Consider the following 16,547-nt stretch of genomic DNA (forward strand, 5'->3'; position numbering starts at 1 on the left):
CGCCCCGCACCTGTATCGGGGAAATGCGACCCGAAGGGTCTGCATTTCAGGGGCGCGGGGAACTGCGCGACAAGCCCCCACCGGACCCGCACCCGGCACACGACGCCGCACCCACCCGGACGGAGCCGCGATCAGGCGCCGGGCACCTCGTCCAGGCGGACAACCCGCCGCTCCGCACGGGACAGCTCACACGCCTCGGCCACCCGCAGAGCGGCCAACGCCTCCCACCCGTCGCACGGATTGTCCCGCTCGCCCTGGGCCACGGACACGAACGCCTTGAGCTCCGCCTCGTACGCCGGGGCGAACCGCTCCAGGAAACCGGGCCACGGCTTCGGCGCGGCCCGTGGCCCCTCCGGTTCCGTGGAGGCGATCGGCGTGCGGTCGTCGAGGCCGACGACGACCGTGTCCCGTTCACCGGAGAGCTCCATGCGCACGTCGTACCCCGCGCCGTTGCACCGCGTCGCCGTCGCCGTCGCGAGCGTCCCGTCGTCCAGGGTCAGGACGACCGCTGCCGTGTCCACGTCCCCGGCCTCGCGGAACATGGGCGGACCCGCGTCGGACCCCGTCGCGTACACCTCGACGATCTCCCGGCCGGTGACCCAGCGCAGCGCGTCGAAGTCGTGCACCAGGCAGTCCCGGTACAGGCCTCCCGACAGCGGCAGATACGCGGCCGGCGGCGGCGCCGGGTCCGAGGTCATGGCGCGCACGGTGTGCACCCGGCCGAGCCGGCCGTCGCGCACGGCGGCCCGCGCCGCCGTGTACCCGGCGTCGAAGCGCCGCTGGAAGCCGAGTTGCAGCACGGTGCCCGCCGCCTCGACCTCCCGCAGCGCGGCCAGCGTCCCCGGCAGGTCGAGGGCGATGGGCTTCTCGCAGAAGACGGGGAGACCGGCCCGCGCGGCCCGCCCGATCAGCTCCGCGTGCGCGGAGGTCGCCGCGGTGATCACCAGCGCGTCCACGCCCCACTTGAAGATCTCGTCGACGCTCGGCGCGGCCGTCGCGCCGATCCGCTCGGCGAGCGCCTGAGCCCGCCCGGGCTCGGCGTCGGTGACGACGAGCGAGCCCACCTCACGCTCCAGAACCCCCGCGTGAAAGGTGCCGATACGGCCCGTTCCGATCAGTCCGATGCGCATGGGACTCAACGTGCCGCCCCGCCGGGACCCTGTCAATCCTTTGTCCTGACAAACACCCGTCCGCCCGGCCCGGCCGCCTCCCGGCTGTTTTGTCCGGACAACCGGACTTCCCGTCCCTCGTTCCCGCCGCTAACCTCGCCCGCGTGGCCAAACCCGTAGCCGACCCGACCGGCACCCTGGAGCTCGGCGTCGACCGCAGCAGCCCGGTGCCGCTCTACTTCCAGCTGTCCCAGCAGCTGGAGGCGGCGATCGAGCGCGGCGCGCTGACCCCGGGCAGCCTGCTCGGCAACGAGATCGCCCTCGCGGGCCGGCTCGGCCTGTCCCGGCCCACCGTCCGCCAGGCCATCCAGGCCCTGGTCGACAAGGGGCTGCTCGTGCGCCGCCGCGGCGTCGGCACCCAGGTCGTGCACAGCCAGGTCCGCCGCCCCCTCGAACTCAGCAGCCTCTACGACGACCTCGCCGCCGCGGGCCAGCGCCCCGAGACCCGCGTCCACGCCAACATCCTCGTGCCCGCCACCGCGGAGGTCGCCGCCGAACTCGGGGTGGCCGAGGGCGAGCTGGTGCACCGCGTCGAGCGGCTGCGGCTGGCCCACGGCGAGCCCGTCGCGTACCTGTGCAACCACCTGCCCACCGGCCTGCTCGCCCTGGAGGACTCCCGCCTTGAGGCCACCGGCCTGTACCGGCTGATGCGCTCCGCCGGCCTCACCCTGCACAGCGCCCGCCAGTCCATCGGGGCGCGCGCCGCCACCGCCGCCGAGGCCGGACACCTCGGCGAGGCGGACGGCGCGCCGCTCCTCGCCATGCGTCGCACCACCTTCGACGCCACCGGCCGCGCCGTCGAGTTCGGCGCCCACGTCTACCGGGCCTCCCGCTACTCCTTCGAGTTCCAGCTCCTCGTCCGGCCCTGAGGCCCGAGGCCCGAGGCCTGACGGAGCGGCCCTGAGGCCCGCGGGTCCGAATGTTCTGACAATTCCATTGACCGCGCGGCGCGGCCCCCGCTACAAACACCTCCAGCCGCACGGGGCGGCGGAGGAGAGGTGGCTCGACCATGCTCACGACGCGTACGGCCCGTACGGCCGCGGCCCTCGTCGCGGTGATCGCGCTCGCCGCCGGATGCAGCGGCTCGGGCGGCAAGGACTCCGAGGACAAGAGCGACGGCGCGCAGGGCGGCAAGGCCGTCGACACCCCGCGCCTCAAGATCGCGATGATCACGCACTCCGGCGAGGGCGACACCTTCTGGGACATCGTGCAGAAGGGTGCGAAGCAGGCCGCCGCCAAGGACAACGTCGACTTCCTCTACTCCAACGACAAAGAGGCCAAGGGGCAGGCCGAGCTGGTCCAGGCCGCGATCGACAAGAAGGTCGACGGGATCGTCGTCACGCTCGCCAAGCCCGAGGCCATGGAGGCCGTCCTCAAGAAGGCGGAGCAGGCCGGCATCCCGGTCGTGTCGATCAACTCGGGCTCGGAGTTCTCCGCGAGGTTCGGCGCGCTCAGCCACATCGGCCAGGACGAGAGCGTCGCCGGTGAGGCCGTCGGCACCCAGCTCGGCAAGGAGGGCCGCAAGAAGGTCCTCTGCGTCATCCACGAGCAGGGCAACGTCTCGCTGGAGCAGCGCTGCGCCGGCGTCAAGAAGACCTTCGACGGCAAGGTCGAGAACCTGAACGTCGACGGGACCAACGCCCCCAGCTCCCAGTCCTCCATCGAGGCCAAGCTCCAGGCCGACCCGTCGATCGACGCCGTCGTCGCGCTCGGCGCCCCGATCGCCGCGCTCGCCGTCAAGGCCAAGGACGACGCGGACAGCAAGGCGGAGATCGCCACCTTCGACCTGAACGCCGAGGTGGTCCGCCGCCTCAAGGCGAAGGAGGTCGGCTTCGCCGTCGACCAGCAGCCGTACCTCCAGGGCTACCTCGCCGTCGACGAGCTGTGGCTGTACCGGACCAACGCCAACGTGCTGGGCGGCGGCAAGCCCGTCCTCACCGGTCCCGCGCTCGTCACCGGGAAGGACGTACCGCGCCTGGAGAAGTACACCGCGCGCGGTACCCGGTGAACGGATGCATGATCCCCGTGACCCATACTTGTGCGTTTGGGACCGCGAAGCGGTCCCCGGGGACCGGTGAACGGTCCGCCGGGACGGGCCGCGCGCCGGTCCCGGTGAACGACGCAGCAGACCAAGAAGGGCACGGCCTCGTGGCACGGTTTCGGACCTGGGTGAGCATCGCCGTAGCGGGGGCGCTCGGCCTCTCGCTGGCGGGATGCAGCAGCACCGGCGGCAAGCGGGCGGAGGACGCCCGCAAGGCCAGTGCCGCGCGGGGCAAGGCGGCGGTGAGCACCCCGCGCTGGACCTTCGCGATGATCACCCATTCGGGCGATGGCGACACCTTCTGGGACATCGTCCAGAGCGGGGCCGAGGAGGCCGCGCGCAAGGACAACATCAACTTCGTCTACTCGCACAACGACGAGGCCCAGCAGCAGGCGCAGCTCGTGGACGCCGCCGTCGACAAGAAGGTCGACGGCATCATCGTCACACTCGCAAAGCCCGACGCGATGAAGGCGGCCGTGGCCCGCGCCCGCAAGGCCGGCATCCCCGTCATCACCGTGAACTCCGGCTCGGCCGAGTCCAAGAAGTTCGGCGCCCTCACCCACATCGGGCAGGACGAGACCATCGCGGGCGAGGCCGTCGGCGAGGAGCTCAACAAGCGGGGCCGCAAGAAGGCCCTGTGCGTCCTGCACGAGCAGGGCAACGTGGGCCACGAGCAGCGCTGCGCGGGAGCCAAGTCGACCTTCGACGGCAAGATGGCGAACCTCTACGTCGAGGGCACGAACATGCCCGACGTGCAGTCCGCGATCGAGGCCAAGCTGCAGTCCGACAAGTCGATCGACTCGGTCGTCACGCTCGGCGCCCCGTTCGCCGCCACCGCCGTGAAGGCCAAGGAGGACGCGGGCAGCAAGGCCGAGATCGACACCTTCGACCTCAACGAGAAGGTCGCCCAGGGCCTCAAGAGCGGCGACCTCGGCTTCGCCGTGGACCAGCAGCCGTACCTCCAGGGCTACGAGGCCGTCGACCTGCTCTGGCTCTACCGGTACAACGCCAACGTGCTCGGCGGCGGCCGGCCGGTCCTCACCGGCCCGCAGATCGTGACCAAGGATCAGGCCGCCGCGCTGGAGGAATTCGCGAAGCGGGGGACACGATGACCACCACGGTTCCCGAGAAGCAGCCCGGGCGCGAGCCCGCGGAGCGACTCGACGAACGCCTGATCAAGACCTCGCCGCTGAAGAAACTGATGGGGCGGCCCGAGCTCGGCTCGATCGTCGGCGCCCTCGCGGTCTTCGTCTTCTTCTCGATCTTCGCCGACAGCTTCCTGCGCGCCTCCAGCCTCGCGACCGTCCTCTACGCGTCCTCGACCCTCGGCATCATGGCCGTACCGGTGGCGCTGCTGATGATCGGCGGCGAGTTCGACCTGTCGGCCGGTGTCCTCGTGACCTCGTCCGCGCTGGTCTCGTCGATGTTCAGCTACCAGATGACGGCCAACACCTGGGTCGGCGTCGGCGTGTCCCTGCTGGTCACGCTCGCCATCGGCGCGTTCAACGGCTTCATGCTGACCCGGACGAAACTGCCCAGCTTCATCATCACGCTCGGCACCTTCCTGATGCTGACCGGCATGAACCTGGGCTTCACCAAGCTCATCAGCGGCACCGTCTCCACCAAGTCGATCTCCGACATGGAGGGCTTCGGCTCCGCCAAGGACGTCTTCGCCTCCACGTTCACCATCGGCGGCGTCGACTTCAAGATCACCATCCTGTGGTGGCTGGCCCTCGTCCTCGTGGCCACCTGGCTGCTCCTGCGCACCCGCGTCGGCAACTGGATCTTCGCGGTCGGCGGTGACGTCGACTCCGCCCGCGCGGTCGGCGTCCCGGTCAACAAGACCAAGATCGGCCTCTACATGGGCGTCGCGTTCGGCGCCTGGATCTCCGGCCAGCACCTGCTGTTCTCGTTCGACGTCGTCCAGTCCGGCGAGGGCGTGGGCAACGAGCTGATCTACATCGTCGCGGCCGTCATCGGCGGCTGTCTCATCACCGGTGGCTACGGCTCCGCGGTCGGCGCCGCCATCGGCGCGCTGATCTTCGGCATGACCAGCAAGGGCATCGTGTTCGCCGAGTGGAACTCGGACTGGTTCAAGTTCTTCCTCGGAGCGATGCTGCTCCTCGCGACCCTGCTCAACGCGTGGGTCCGCAAGCGCGCGGAGGCGATCAAGTGAGCGAGAAGAACAGCGAGCAGCCGAACGTGCCGCTGGTCGAGCTGGCCGGGGTCAGCAAGCACTACGGCAACATCCGGGCGCTGGAGGACGTCTCGCTGACCGTGAACGCGGGCGACATCACCTGCGTCCTCGGTGACAACGGCGCGGGCAAGTCCACCCTCATCAAGATCATCGCGGGGCTGCACCAGCACGACGCCGGCTCGTTCGCCATCGAGGGCGAGGAGACCAAGCTCGCCAATCCGCGCGACGCCCTCAACCGGGGCATCGCCACCGTGTACCAGGACCTGGCCGTGGTGCCGCTCATGCCGGTGTGGCGGAACTTCTTCCTCGGCTCCGAGCCGACGAAGGGGAGCGGGCCGTTCAAGCGGCTCGACGTCGACTTCATGCGCCGCACGACCCATGCGGAGCTGCTCCGCATGGGCATCGACCTGCGCGACGTGGACCAGCCCATCGGCACGCTGTCCGGCGGTGAGCGGCAGTGTGTCGCCATCGCCCGTGCCGTGTACTTCGGCGCGAAGGTGCTCGTGCTCGACGAGCCGACGGCGGCGCTCGGCGTGAAGCAGTCCGGGGTCGTCCTCAAGTACGTGGCGGCGGCGCGGGACGCGGGGCTCGGCGTGGTGCTCATCACGCACAATCCGCACCACGCCTATCTCGTCGGCGATCACTTCATCCTGCTCAAGCGCGGGGCGATGTTCGGGAGCCATGCGCGGGACGAGATCACGCTGGACGAGCTGACCCGGCAGATGGCCGGGGGCAGTGAGCTCGATGACCTCCGTCACGAACTGGAGCGGGCTCCGGGTCCGCGGCACCTCGGGGGACCGGACGCCGCGTAATCGCCGTGGGGCGGCCGGTTTCGATGGCGGCCGCGCCCCGGTGGGGCTTCTCGCGCAGTTCCCCGCGCCCCTGATGAGGCTGCGCCTCATCGGGGAGATGCCACCCGAAGGGTGTGCATCTCAGGGGCGCGGGGAACTGCGCGACCAGCCCCCACCGGCCCGCGGTCGCGACACGACGAGACGCCCCCCGAGCCATGGGCGTCCCGCGAAACGGAGTGCCCCCCGTGGCAGAATCGCGGCAATGAGTACCTACCGTGGCAGCGCCCGCGCGACCGTCCTGCGAACGGTCGGCACGAGGGAAAGACGCTCGCACCTGACCGCCCCCCGCGTCCCCACGGTCGGCATCGACATCGGCGGCACCAAGGTGATGGCCGGCGTCGTCGACGCCGACGGCACCATCCTGGAGACGCTGCGCACCGAGACCCCGGACAAGTCGAAGAGCCCGAAGGTCGTCGAGGACACCATCGTCGAGCTCGTCCTGGACCTGTCCGACCGCCACGACGTGCACGCCGTGGGCATCGGCGCCGCCGGCTGGGTCGACGCGGACCGCAACCGCGTCCTGTTCGCCCCGCACCTGTCCTGGCGCAACGAACCCCTGCGCGACCGCCTCTCCGGCCGCCTCTCGGTCCCCGTACTCGTCGACAACGACGCGAACACCGCCGCCTGGGCGGAATGGCGCTTCGGCGCCGGGCGCGGCGAGGACCACCTCGTCATGATCACGCTCGGTACGGGCATCGGCGGCGCGATCCTGGAGGACGGCCAGGTCAAGCGCGGCAAGTTCGGTGTCGCCGGTGAGTTCGGCCACATGCAGGTCGTGCCCGGCGGGCACCGCTGCCCGTGCGGCAACCGCGGCTGCTGGGAGCAGTACAGCTCGGGGAACGCGCTGGTCAGGGAGGCCCGCGAGCTCGCCGCCGCCGACTCCCCGGTCGCGTACAACATCATCGAGCGGGTCAAGGGCCACGTCCCGGACATCACGGGCCCGCTCATCACCGAGCTGGCCCGCGAGGGCGACGCCATGTGCGTCGAGCTGCTCCAGGACATCGGACAGTGGCTCGGCGTCGGCATCGCCAACCTCGCCGCGGCCCTCGACCCGTCCTGCTTCGTCATCGGCGGCGGTGTGTCCGCGGCCGACGACCTGCTGATCGGACCGGCCCGTGACGCGTTCAAGCGCCAGCTGACCGGCCGCGGCTACCGCCCCGAGGCCCGCATCGCCCGCGCCCAGCTCGGCCCCGAGGCCGGCATGGTCGGCGCCGCGGACCTGTCCCGGCTTGTCGCCCGCCGCTTCCGCCGCGCCAAGCGCCGCCGCGTGGAACGCTACGAGCGCTACGAGCGTTACTCCCAGGCCCGCACCGGCGCCGACCAGGACTGACCGGACAGCCGACCGAGACCGTAAGTGAAGTGACAGGAAACCCGCGCATGACCACGTCCCGCCCGTCCGCGGCCCCCGACGCGGAGCCGCCGCGCGAGGCGGAGGCCCGCGGCCATGTGATCCGCCGCCGCGCTCTCACTCTTCTCACCATCGTGCTGCTCATCGGCATCCCCGCCGGCTACCTGGTGATCTCGGCGAACCAGAGCCGGGACAGCGGCAAGGACAAGGAGGAGAAGTACTCGGCGACGGGCCTCACCATCGGCTGGCCGTCGAAGGTGCAGCGCCGCCTCTACCAGATACCCGTACCGGCCTACTCGCGGAACGTCGCGTACTACGAGACCAACAACTACAAGGTCAGCCGCCTGTACGCGCAGTTCCTCACGAGCAACACGGGCCTCGACAGCTTCCTGCGCAACGTCGGCTCCGACCCCTCGAAGCTGAAGCGGGACGACGAGGCGATCGGCGCGCGGGACCGGCACGTCGCCGGCTGGGACTTCACCGGCCCCGGCCCCTGGTACGGCCTCACGCACGACCGGAAGGACCCCGCGCCCACGCTCAGCGTCGTCGTGAACCGGTCCAACCCCGACCACCCGATGGTCTTCGTCGTCTCGACGACCCACCCCTGACCGCGCGCGGGTCCGGTGTGGGACGCCCCGGGATGGGCAGGTGCGCAGAAGTGGGCCCGCGACCGGACGTCGGCCCCGGGACCGAGGGGGACGCGTGGTGCCACCGCGACCGGCCGACAGCGCGCACTGGGAGGACGGGGGCGTCCTCGTCGTCGATGTCGCGGGTGAGCTCGACGCGGACCGGGCGGACCGGCTGTGCGAGCCGCTGCTGAGGATGGCGCGGATCGGCCAGCGGCACTTCGTCGTGGACCTCGCGGCCGTCGAGTCGGTGGCCGCCGACGGCGCCCTGCGCTTCGCCGAGGCCGCCCTGCGGATGGGAGCGGGCGGCGCCGTGCTCGCCGTCGTGGCCCGCACCACCGTGCGCCGCGCCCTCCTCGCCGCGGGCGCCGGACGCCTGACCGGCGGCCTGCACCCCACGCTCGCCGACGCCCTCGCCGCCTGCCGGTCACGGAACGCGGCAGGCCGCGGCCGGCCCACCCCGGACTCCGTGTGACCCGAGGCGGTCGCCCGGCGGCGCAGGGGGGAAAGGTGCGGTGACGCGTGCCGTGCTGACCGCCTCGCGGGGGCTCGTCGCGCCCGCCGAGCTGTCGGGGTCGCGCCGTCGACCGCCCTGCGGATGGCCGACCGGCTCGTCGCGGCCGGTCTCGCCGACCGCCGGCTCACCCCGGGCAACCGCCGCGAGACCATCCTCCGGCTCACCGACGAGGACCGGCGCACGGTCGAGGACGTCACCGCGCGCCGCCGCCAGGAGAGCGCGGCGACCGTCCAGCGCCCGGCCCCCGAGCGGCGCACCGCCCTCGTCGACGCGCCGACCGCCTTCGACGAGGCGGTCGGCGAGCCCCCGGCGCCGGTCGCCGACGACGGGGCCGCGACGCCGCCCCCGCTCGGCCGGGACGAGCCCGCCCGCCACCGGCTGAGCACGGGCCCGGCGCCCCGAACCATCGCCCCTCGCGGAGCGTCTCAGCACGTGGCCTCTACGATCGCCCGCGGGGGCCACGACGTCAGTCCAGGAGAGGAACCTTTCATGCGTGCTCGGAGTATCGGTGCGGCGGCGGTCACGGCGGTGGCCCTGGTGGCGGCCCGGGACCTCGTCCAGAAGAAGCACGCGCTGCTGAGGAACTTCCCGGTGATCGGGCACGCCCGGTACCTGCTGGAGACGATCGGCCCCGAGCTGCGGCAGTACGTCGTGACCTCCAACGAGGAGGAGCGCCCCTTCAGCCGCGACCAGCGCACCTGGATCTACGCGTCGGCGAAGGAGGAGAACAACTACTTCGGCTTCGGCACCGACGTCGACGTGGAGCACATCCAGGGGCACGCGTACGTGAAGCAGCGCACGTTCGCCGGGCCGCTGCCCGACCTGCACGACCCGCAGGCCCCGCTGCCCTCGGCCAAGGTCCTCGGCGGCCCGCGCGGGCGCGCCAAGGCCTTCCGCCCCGCCAGCGTCGTCAACATCTCCGCGATGAGCTTCGGCTCGCTCTCCGGCGCCGCCATCACCGCGCTCAACAAGGGCGCGGCGCTCGCCGGCACGATGCAGAACACGGGCGAGGGCGGCCTCTCGCCGTACCACCGCAACGGCGGCGACCTGATCCTCCAGATCGGCACCTCCTACTTCGGCTGCCGCGACGAGAACGGCATGTTCGACCTCGACAAGCTCAAGGAGGTCGTCGCGGGCGCCCCCGTCAAGGCGATCGAGATCAAGCTGTCGCAGGGCGCCAAGCCGGGCCTCGGCGGCATGCTGCCCGGCGCCAAGGTGACCCCCGAGATCGCGGCCATACGCGGTATCCCGGCCGGCAAGGACTGCGCGTCCCCGTCCCGGCACACCGCGTTCCACGACGTCGACTCGATGCTCGACTTCGTCGAACGGATCGCGGACGCGACCGGGCTGCCCGTCGGCATCAAGAGCGCGGTCGGTGAGATGGACTTCTGGCAGGAGCTCGCCACGCTGATGTCGCGCGGCGACCGCGGCGTCGACTTCGTGACGATCGACGGCGGCGAGGGCGGCACCGGCGCCGCCCCGCTCATCTTCACGGACTCGGTGTCCCTGCCCTTCCGCATGGGCTTCTCCCGCGTCTACAGCACCTTCGCCGAGCGTGGCCTGACCGACTCCGTCACGTTCATCGGCTCCGGCAAGCTCGGCCTGCCCGAGAACGCGGCCGTCGCCTTCGCCCTCGGCGTCGACATGATCAACGTGGGCCGCGAGGCGATGCTGTCCATCGGCTGCATCCAGGCCCAGAAGTGCCACACCGACAAGTGCCCCACCGGTATCGCCACCCAGGACCCCTGGCTGGTGCGCGGCGTCGACCCCGCCTCGAAGTCCACCCGGGCCGCCGTCTACCTGCGCACCCTGCGCAAGGAACTCCTGAAGGTCTCGGGCGCCGTCGGCGTCGCCCACCCGTCGCTCATCACCGCGAACGACATCGAGATCATGAACGGCGACTACGACGCCCGCACCCTCGCGAGCGTCTACGGATACAAGGACGGCTGGGGCGAACTCGGCGAGGACCTCGCCCGCGAGATCACCACGCTGCTCACCGGGCAGGAGAAGTAGGGCCGATGGACCTGGTGCTCGACCCGCCGCACGGCGTGGGCCCGCTGCGGCTCGGTGTGACGCTGGAGGAGGCCGTCGCGGCGGCGTCCCCGGAGTGGGGCGAGGCCGACGTGGTGCGCCGCCGAGGCGACAGTGCGCTCGCCGCCTGGACCCTCGACCACGTCGGCGTCCAGGCGCTCGCCGAGGACGGGGCCGCCGTGACGGCGGTCGAGCTGTGGTGGCCGGGGGAGGGCCGGCGCTCCACCACGCGTGTCCTGCTGGACGGTGACGAAGTGTTCACCACGCCCGCCCGCGACCTCTTCGCGCGCGCCGAAGCCCGTGGATGGCGGGTCGACACCTCGTCGCCCGCGTATCCGAAGATCCCTGGCGTGACCCTCGGCTTCACCCGGCAGACCTCCCAGAAGGTCCCGCGCGAGCGCGGCGGCCTGCCCCGCCATGTCACCTCGGTCCTGGTCGGCGCGGAGGACTACTACGCCTGACGGGGGACCCCTCCGGTCCTCGCGAGCGGCTCCCCGCGGTCAAGTGGCCCCGGGGGCCCTCGGGTTGACGTCCCTGTCTCGGGTGCGTTCGCGGCGCGCCGCTTCATCGGGCCTCTCCGCGGACGGGCCGTCAGCGATCGGCAGGGCGGCCGGGCGCTCGGGGGACGGTCCGTGCGCACTCGTGTCGCCGCTGATCGGGTTGTGCACGCGGCGCGCCGCAGAGCGCGTACGTCTTCTCACACGCCGTTAAATGCCAGCTCAGGACGGGTGGCTGGGCCGGACCCGCCCGAGGGCCGTCATCCGGCGCAAGGCCCCGGTGGGGTGATCCGGGTGGACGGCTCGAGTGGTGCGCGGGTCAGGTCTGGCCGACGGTGATCACGCCGGGGCTGGTCAACAGCTGACAAGGGGTCAGCGGCCTGGCCGCGGCGGAAGGAAATCCGACGATGCGTTCTGCCCGCATTCTCCTCGCCACCGCGACGGCCACGGCCGCGCTCGCCATCGCCGCGCCCGGCGCCTTCGCGGCCTCCGGAGGCGACTGGAACAACAACGACGACTCTTCCTACAGCAAGGAGCACGACAAGGACAGCGACCACGGCAAGCCGAGCGGCGGGATGCACACCGGTGGCGGTGCGCTGACGGCCGACAAGCCCGACGACTGGACGAAGGACAAGGAGAAGGGCGGCTCGGACTCCGGCGGCGACGAGCGCAAGGACTGGGGCGGCGAGGAGCACGGCAAGCCGAGCGGCGGGATGCACACCGGTGGTGGCGCGCTGACGGCCGACAAGCCCGACGACTGGACCAAGGACAAGGAGAAGTACGACCCGGAGACGTACAAGAACGACAGCGGCAACGACTCCTGGGGCGGCTCCGACCACGAGAAGCCGACCGGTGGCATGCACACCGGTGGCGGCGCGCTCGCGAGCCCGGGGGTCACGGCCGGTGGCCTGGCGGTCCTGGGTGTCGCCGCGGCCGGACTGTTCGCGATGCGCCGCAAGAGCGCGTCCGACGCGTCCTGACCGGTGCCTGTCATAGCGGCCGGGGCCGCCGCCTGAACCTCACGCGGCGGCCCGGCTGGCCCCTCCCGCATCTCCGCCTGTTCCCCCGCTCTTCCGTACTTCCTTTCTGCTCGTCCTTGAGGTGGTCTCTGATGGCAGCCCGGTCGCCTTCCCCCGCTGAAACCGATCCCGCGCCGCCCGGGCAGCGATCCCGTCCCGGCGTCTGGGTCGCCTGGGGCCTCGGCCTTCTCGTCCTCGCGACAAGCCTGTTCGGCGGGCACGACGAACCGCCCGGACCCTCGGTCACGACCGGTTCCTCGGCGACGCAGGCACCGCCCTCGGCGGCCCCGCGCGCCTCCGGAAAACACCTGCCGCGGGCCCGGCCTCAGCGGCTGCTCATCCCGAAGATCGGCGTCGACGCCCCCTTCACCGGCCTCTCCATCGGTCCCACGGGCCAGCTCGAACCCCCGCCCGCCGACGACACGAACCTGGTCGGCTGGCAGGCCGACGGAGTGTCACCGGGCGAGGTGGGCACGGCGATCATCGCCGGGCACGTCGACACGAAGACGTCTCCCGCGGTGTTCGCGGGCCTCAGCGACCTGGAGAAGGGCGACCGGTTCACCGTGAAGCGGTCCGACCGGCGGACCGCCTCCTTCGTGGTGGACAGCGTCGAGACCTTCGCGAAGGACGACTTCCCCGACAAGCGCGTGTACGCGGACACCCCGCAGGCCCAGGTCCGGCTGATCACCTGCGCGGGGGACTACGACCGCTCGGTGCGGGACTACACCGACAACCTCGTCGTCTTCGCCCACCTCGTCTGAGCCGGCCGCGCCCTCAGGTGCGGGCCAGGATCGCGGTCAGCACCTCCCGCAGCACCGACTCCGGCTCCGCCACCGGCCCTTCGGACCGCCACGCGACGAATCCGTCCGGGCGGACAAGCACCGCACCGCCCGCGCTGACGCCGTGCGCCTCGGCCCAGTCCGTGTCGGACGCGGGCGACAGCTCGGCCGCGGGGCCGGTGCCGATCCGGTACGCGTCGAGCGGTACGGACATCGCCTCTGCGAGGTGTCGCGCCGCGCGGTGCCAGTCGTCGCCGCCGTCCTCCGAGCTGAGGAGCACCAGCGACCGCTCGTACAGGTCGAGGGTGGAGATCCGGTCCCCGGCACGGTCCAGCCACAGGTGCGGGGCGCGACTCCCGGGCTCACCCGTCAGCCGTACGCCGTCGGGCACGACCGGCGCCGCCGGATCGGTGCCGAGGACCGCGCCGCGCGGATAGCGGTAGGCGAGCGCCACATTGAGAATCCCACCCTTCTTGCCACCGGGCCCGCCACCCTGGCCACCGGGTCCGCCACCCTGGCCACCGGGTCCGCCAGCCTGGTCACCGGGACCGCCACCGGGGCCGCCGACCCCACCGCCGGGGCGGCCGCTCGGGCCACCGACGCCACCGCCGGGGCCACCGGGCCCACCGCCGGGGCCACCGGGCCCACCGCCGAGACCACTGACCCCACCGCCGGGACCGGCCCCTGGGCCGCCGGGACCACCACCGAGGCCGCCGTTCGGGCCACCGACCTCAGCGCCTGGGCCGCCGCTCGGCCCGCCGGCCCCACCGCCGGGACCGGCTCCCGGACCACCGGGCCCTCCGGCGGGACCGCCACTCGGGCCACCGACCGCACCGCCGGGACCGCCCCCCGGGCCGCCGGGGCCGCCCGCTTCCGGGCCGGGGGTGTAGCCGGGGTGGCTGTGTTCGACCGAGCGGGTGGAGGCCCGGGCGCTTGTCGCCTCCGCCACGGGGCGGCGCTCCGCGTCGTAGGTCTCCAGCAGGCCGGGGCCGGCCCAGCCGCCCAGCACGGCGGCCAGTTTCCACGCCAGGTTGTGCGCGTCCTGGATGCCGGTGTTGGAGCCGAACGCCCCGGTGGGCGACATCTCGTGGGCCGAGTCACCGGCGAGGAACACCCGGCGCTCCCCGTACCGCTCGGCGACCCGCTCGGCGGCGTGCCACGCGGCCCGGCCGGTGATCTCCACGTCGAGGTCCGGCACCCCGACGGCCCGCCGGATGTGCGCGACGCACCGCTCGTCCGTGAACTCCTCCAGCGTCTCGCCGTGTTCGGGGTGCCAGGGCGCGTGGAAGACCCAGTGCTCACGGTTGTCGACGGGCAGCAGCGCGCCGTCCGCCTCCGGGTCGGTGAGGTAGCACACGATGAAGCGCCGGTCGCCCACGACATCGGCGAGGCCGCGCGAGGTGAACGTGACGCTCACGTTGTGGAACAGGTCGCCGGGTCCGCTCTGCCCGATGCCGAGATGCTCACGGACCGGGCTGCGCGGCCCGTCCGCCGCGACCAGGTAGTCCGCTCGGACCGTCGTGTGCTCGCCGGTGTCCCGCGCCTTGAGCCGCGCGGTCACACCTTCGGCGTCCTGCTCGAACGACATCAGCTCCGTGCCGTACCGCAGGTCGCCGCCCAGCTCCCGCGCGCTGTCGAGCAGCACCGGCTCCAGATCGTTCTGGCTGCACAGGCACCAGCCGCCCGGGCTGAAGCGGGCGAGCCCGCCACCGGGGTCGATCTCCTTGAACAGCCACTCGCCGGCGTCACCCACCAGCGTCGGGGTCTGCAGGATTCCGTGGTTGCCGGCCAGGACCGACGCGGCCTCCTCGATGCGCTCCCGCACCCCGGCAACCCGGAACAACTCCATCGTGCGCACGTTGTTGCCGCGCCCGCGCGGGTGGATCGACGTGCCCGAATGACGCTCGACGAGCAGATGCGGGACGCCCAGGCGCCCCAGGAACAGGGAGGTCGACAGGCCCACGAGGGAGCCGCCGACGATGAGTACGGGTGTGTGCTGCACGGCCTCGGGGGCCTCGTGCGGACGGGTCATGTGACTGCCTCCAGCGTCACCTGCGACATGAGTGAGGGATGTCGCCCACATTGCACGCCGCGCTGTACCACTTCGCGCGTCGGAAGCACCTGCCGGGCACCTAATTCACCCGACCGGACCGTGCGGTTCGCGCGACCTCCGGACCCGCGTCGACGATCGGCTCATGGCGACCGCGCTGTTTCGGACGCGACGGCCGCATCAGACCCTCGACGAGGAGTCGCATCAGACCCTCGGCCGGGCGTCGCACCAGACCCTCCACGACAAAGAGAGAGGCGTGCCGGTATGTCCATCTCAGGACGCATATCGCAGTCGGCGTTCGACGGCTCCAGGCTGCGGGTGATCCTCCTGCTCGACCTGTACGAAGGAGCCCAGCAGCAGTTCCTCGACGCGTACGAGCACATGCGCAACCAGGTCGCGTCGGTCCCCGGTCACCTCAGTGACCAGCTCTGCCAGTCGATCGAGAACCCCTCGCAGTGGCTCATCACCAGCGAGTGGGAGAGCGCCCCGCCGTTCCTCGCCTGGGTGAACAGCGAGGAGCACGTCGAGACCGTCCGCCCGATGCACAACTGCGTCCGGGACACCCGCTCGATGCGCTACAGCATCCTGCGCGAGACCACCCCCGCCGGGCCGACCACCCCCGAACCGGCGGCGGCGACCACGCAGGCGGTGGCCCGGGTCGGCGACGGCGCGGCGCGCCACGCCCTCACGTTCACCGTCAAGCCGGGCTCCGAGTCCAAGGTCGCGGAGATCCTCGCCGCGTACCGTTCGCCCCAGGCCCAGGTCGACGACACCACACGGCTGCGCCGCACCTCGCTGTTCATGCACGGCAACCGCGTCGTACGCGCCGTGGAGGTCGAGGGCGACCTCCTCGCGGCGCTGCGCCACGTCGCCCGCCAGCCGGAGATCCGGGCCGTCGAGGAGGCCGTCAACCCCTACCTGGAGCAGGACCGCGACCTGACCGACCCCGAGTCGGCGCGCGTCTTCTTCACCCGGGCCGCGCTCCCCGCCGTCCACCACGTCGTGTCCGACCGCCCGGCCCCCGAGGGCCTGAGCCGGCACGCGCTCCACTACCCGGCCAAGGAAGGCCGCGGCATGGACCTGGCCCGGCTGCTCGCCCACCAGGACGCGGCCGCGGCCGACGACCCGGCGAGCCCCGTGTACGCGTCGACGGTCTTCCAGCGCGACGACATCGTGGTGCGCCTCATCGACATCACGGGCGAGCTCGACGCCGACCCGGTGGCGTCCGTCGGACTCAAGGGCCTGGAGCAGGGCGGGGAGGCCGAGCGCCTCATCGACCTCGCCGCGATCGGTGTGGAGGGCTCCCTGCACACGGACCGCAACATCAACCGGCTCCTGTCGCACATCGACATGACGCCGGTCACCGACCGCAGCTCGGCCGGCTCCTGACGCACCGCCCGCCGGCGTCCGCGGGCCGGGCCC

The 16,547-nt window shown here is 72.2% G+C and carries 15 protein-coding genes and 1 pseudogene; 14 read left to right on the plus strand and 2 right to left on the minus strand.

What is annotated here, in order from left to right; translation table 11 throughout:
• Positions 1-131 precede the first annotated feature (131 nt).
• Positions 132-1,130, minus strand: a complete 999-nt coding sequence (locus ACZ4E1_RS09565) for a Gfo/Idh/MocA family protein (RefSeq protein WP_467537434.1) — start codon at positions 1,128-1,130, stop codon at positions 132-134.
• A 143-nt stretch (positions 1,131-1,273) separates the two neighbouring features.
• Between ACZ4E1_RS09565 and ACZ4E1_RS09570 the strand changes: the two genes are divergently transcribed.
• The 13 genes and pseudogenes from ACZ4E1_RS09570 (at position 1,274) to ACZ4E1_RS09630 (ending at position 13,057) form a co-directional block, all read left to right on the plus strand.
• Positions 1,274-2,038 (plus strand): GntR family transcriptional regulator, encoded by a 765-nt coding sequence (locus ACZ4E1_RS09570; protein WP_467537437.1) that lies wholly within the window; start codon positions 1,274-1,276, stop codon positions 2,036-2,038.
• A gap of 140 nt (positions 2,039-2,178) precedes the next feature.
• Complete coding sequence (locus ACZ4E1_RS09575) at positions 2,179-3,177, plus strand: sugar ABC transporter substrate-binding protein (protein WP_467537439.1); 999 nt, start codon at positions 2,179-2,181, stop codon at positions 3,175-3,177.
• A gap of 140 nt (positions 3,178-3,317) precedes the next feature.
• Complete coding sequence (locus tag ACZ4E1_RS09580; protein ID WP_467537441.1) at positions 3,318-4,322, plus strand: sugar ABC transporter substrate-binding protein; 1,005 nt, start codon at positions 3,318-3,320, stop codon at positions 4,320-4,322.
• On the plus strand, positions 4,319-5,386 hold the full coding sequence (locus tag ACZ4E1_RS09585; protein ID WP_467537443.1) for an ABC transporter permease: 1,068 nt from the start codon (positions 4,319-4,321) through the stop codon (positions 5,384-5,386). Before ACZ4E1_RS09580 ends, ACZ4E1_RS09585 begins: the two co-directional genes overlap by 4 nt.
• Positions 5,383-6,219: an ATP-binding cassette domain-containing protein gene (locus ACZ4E1_RS09590; protein ID WP_467537445.1), complete on the plus strand. Its 837-nt coding sequence runs from the start codon at positions 5,383-5,385 to the stop codon at positions 6,217-6,219. Before ACZ4E1_RS09585 ends, ACZ4E1_RS09590 begins: the two co-directional genes overlap by 4 nt.
• 241 nt (positions 6,220-6,460) lie before the next feature.
• Positions 6,461-7,588: an ROK family glucokinase gene (locus ACZ4E1_RS09595; protein ID WP_467537447.1), complete on the plus strand. Its 1,128-nt coding sequence runs from the start codon at positions 6,461-6,463 to the stop codon at positions 7,586-7,588.
• Positions 7,589-7,635: 47 nt separating this feature from the next.
• Positions 7,636-8,214 carry a sugar kinase gene (locus ACZ4E1_RS09600; RefSeq protein WP_467537449.1) on the plus strand — a complete coding sequence of 193 codons (579 nt, stop codon included), beginning with the start codon at positions 7,636-7,638 and terminating at the stop codon, positions 8,212-8,214.
• A 94-nt stretch (positions 8,215-8,308) separates the two neighbouring features.
• The gene (locus tag ACZ4E1_RS09605) at positions 8,309-8,707 is read left to right on the plus strand and encodes an STAS domain-containing protein (protein WP_467537452.1); all 399 of its coding nucleotides are present in this window, start codon (positions 8,309-8,311) and stop codon (positions 8,705-8,707) included.
• A 99-nt stretch (positions 8,708-8,806) separates the two neighbouring features.
• A pseudogene (locus ACZ4E1_RS09610) lies at positions 8,807-9,103 on the plus strand (MarR family transcriptional regulator); the annotation flags it as partial.
• A gap of 135 nt (positions 9,104-9,238) precedes the next feature.
• Entirely contained in the window at positions 9,239-10,762 is a 1,524-nt protein-coding gene (locus tag ACZ4E1_RS09615) for an FMN-binding glutamate synthase family protein (protein ID WP_467537621.1), read from the plus strand.
• A gap of 5 nt (positions 10,763-10,767) precedes the next feature.
• Positions 10,768-11,241: a hypothetical protein gene (locus ACZ4E1_RS09620; RefSeq protein WP_467537454.1), complete on the plus strand. Its 474-nt coding sequence runs from the start codon at positions 10,768-10,770 to the stop codon at positions 11,239-11,241.
• 443 nt (positions 11,242-11,684) lie between these two features.
• On the plus strand, positions 11,685-12,257 hold the full coding sequence (locus tag ACZ4E1_RS09625) for a hypothetical protein (protein WP_467537456.1): 573 nt from the start codon (positions 11,685-11,687) through the stop codon (positions 12,255-12,257).
• Positions 12,258-12,388: 131 nt separating this feature from the next.
• Positions 12,389-13,057 carry a class F sortase gene (locus tag ACZ4E1_RS09630; RefSeq protein ID WP_467537458.1) on the plus strand — a complete coding sequence of 223 codons (669 nt, stop codon included), beginning with the start codon at positions 12,389-12,391 and terminating at the stop codon, positions 13,055-13,057.
• Between the two features lie 13 nt (positions 13,058-13,070).
• Here the strand turns inward: ACZ4E1_RS09630 and ACZ4E1_RS09635 are convergent, their stop codons facing one another.
• Complete coding sequence (locus tag ACZ4E1_RS09635; protein ID WP_467537460.1) at positions 13,071-15,107, minus strand: FAD-dependent oxidoreductase; 2,037 nt, start codon at positions 15,105-15,107, stop codon at positions 13,071-13,073.
• A 282-nt stretch (positions 15,108-15,389) separates the two neighbouring features.
• Here ACZ4E1_RS09635 and ACZ4E1_RS09640 point away from each other — a divergent pair, with 282 nt between their 5' ends.
• Positions 15,390-16,514 carry a SchA/CurD-like domain-containing protein gene (locus ACZ4E1_RS09640; protein ID WP_467537462.1) on the plus strand — a complete coding sequence of 375 codons (1,125 nt, stop codon included), beginning with the start codon at positions 15,390-15,392 and terminating at the stop codon, positions 16,512-16,514.
• The last annotated feature ends 33 nt before the right edge of the window (positions 16,515-16,547 follow it).

It is taken from the genome of Streptomyces sp. NPDC025806, from assembly GCF_055558275.1.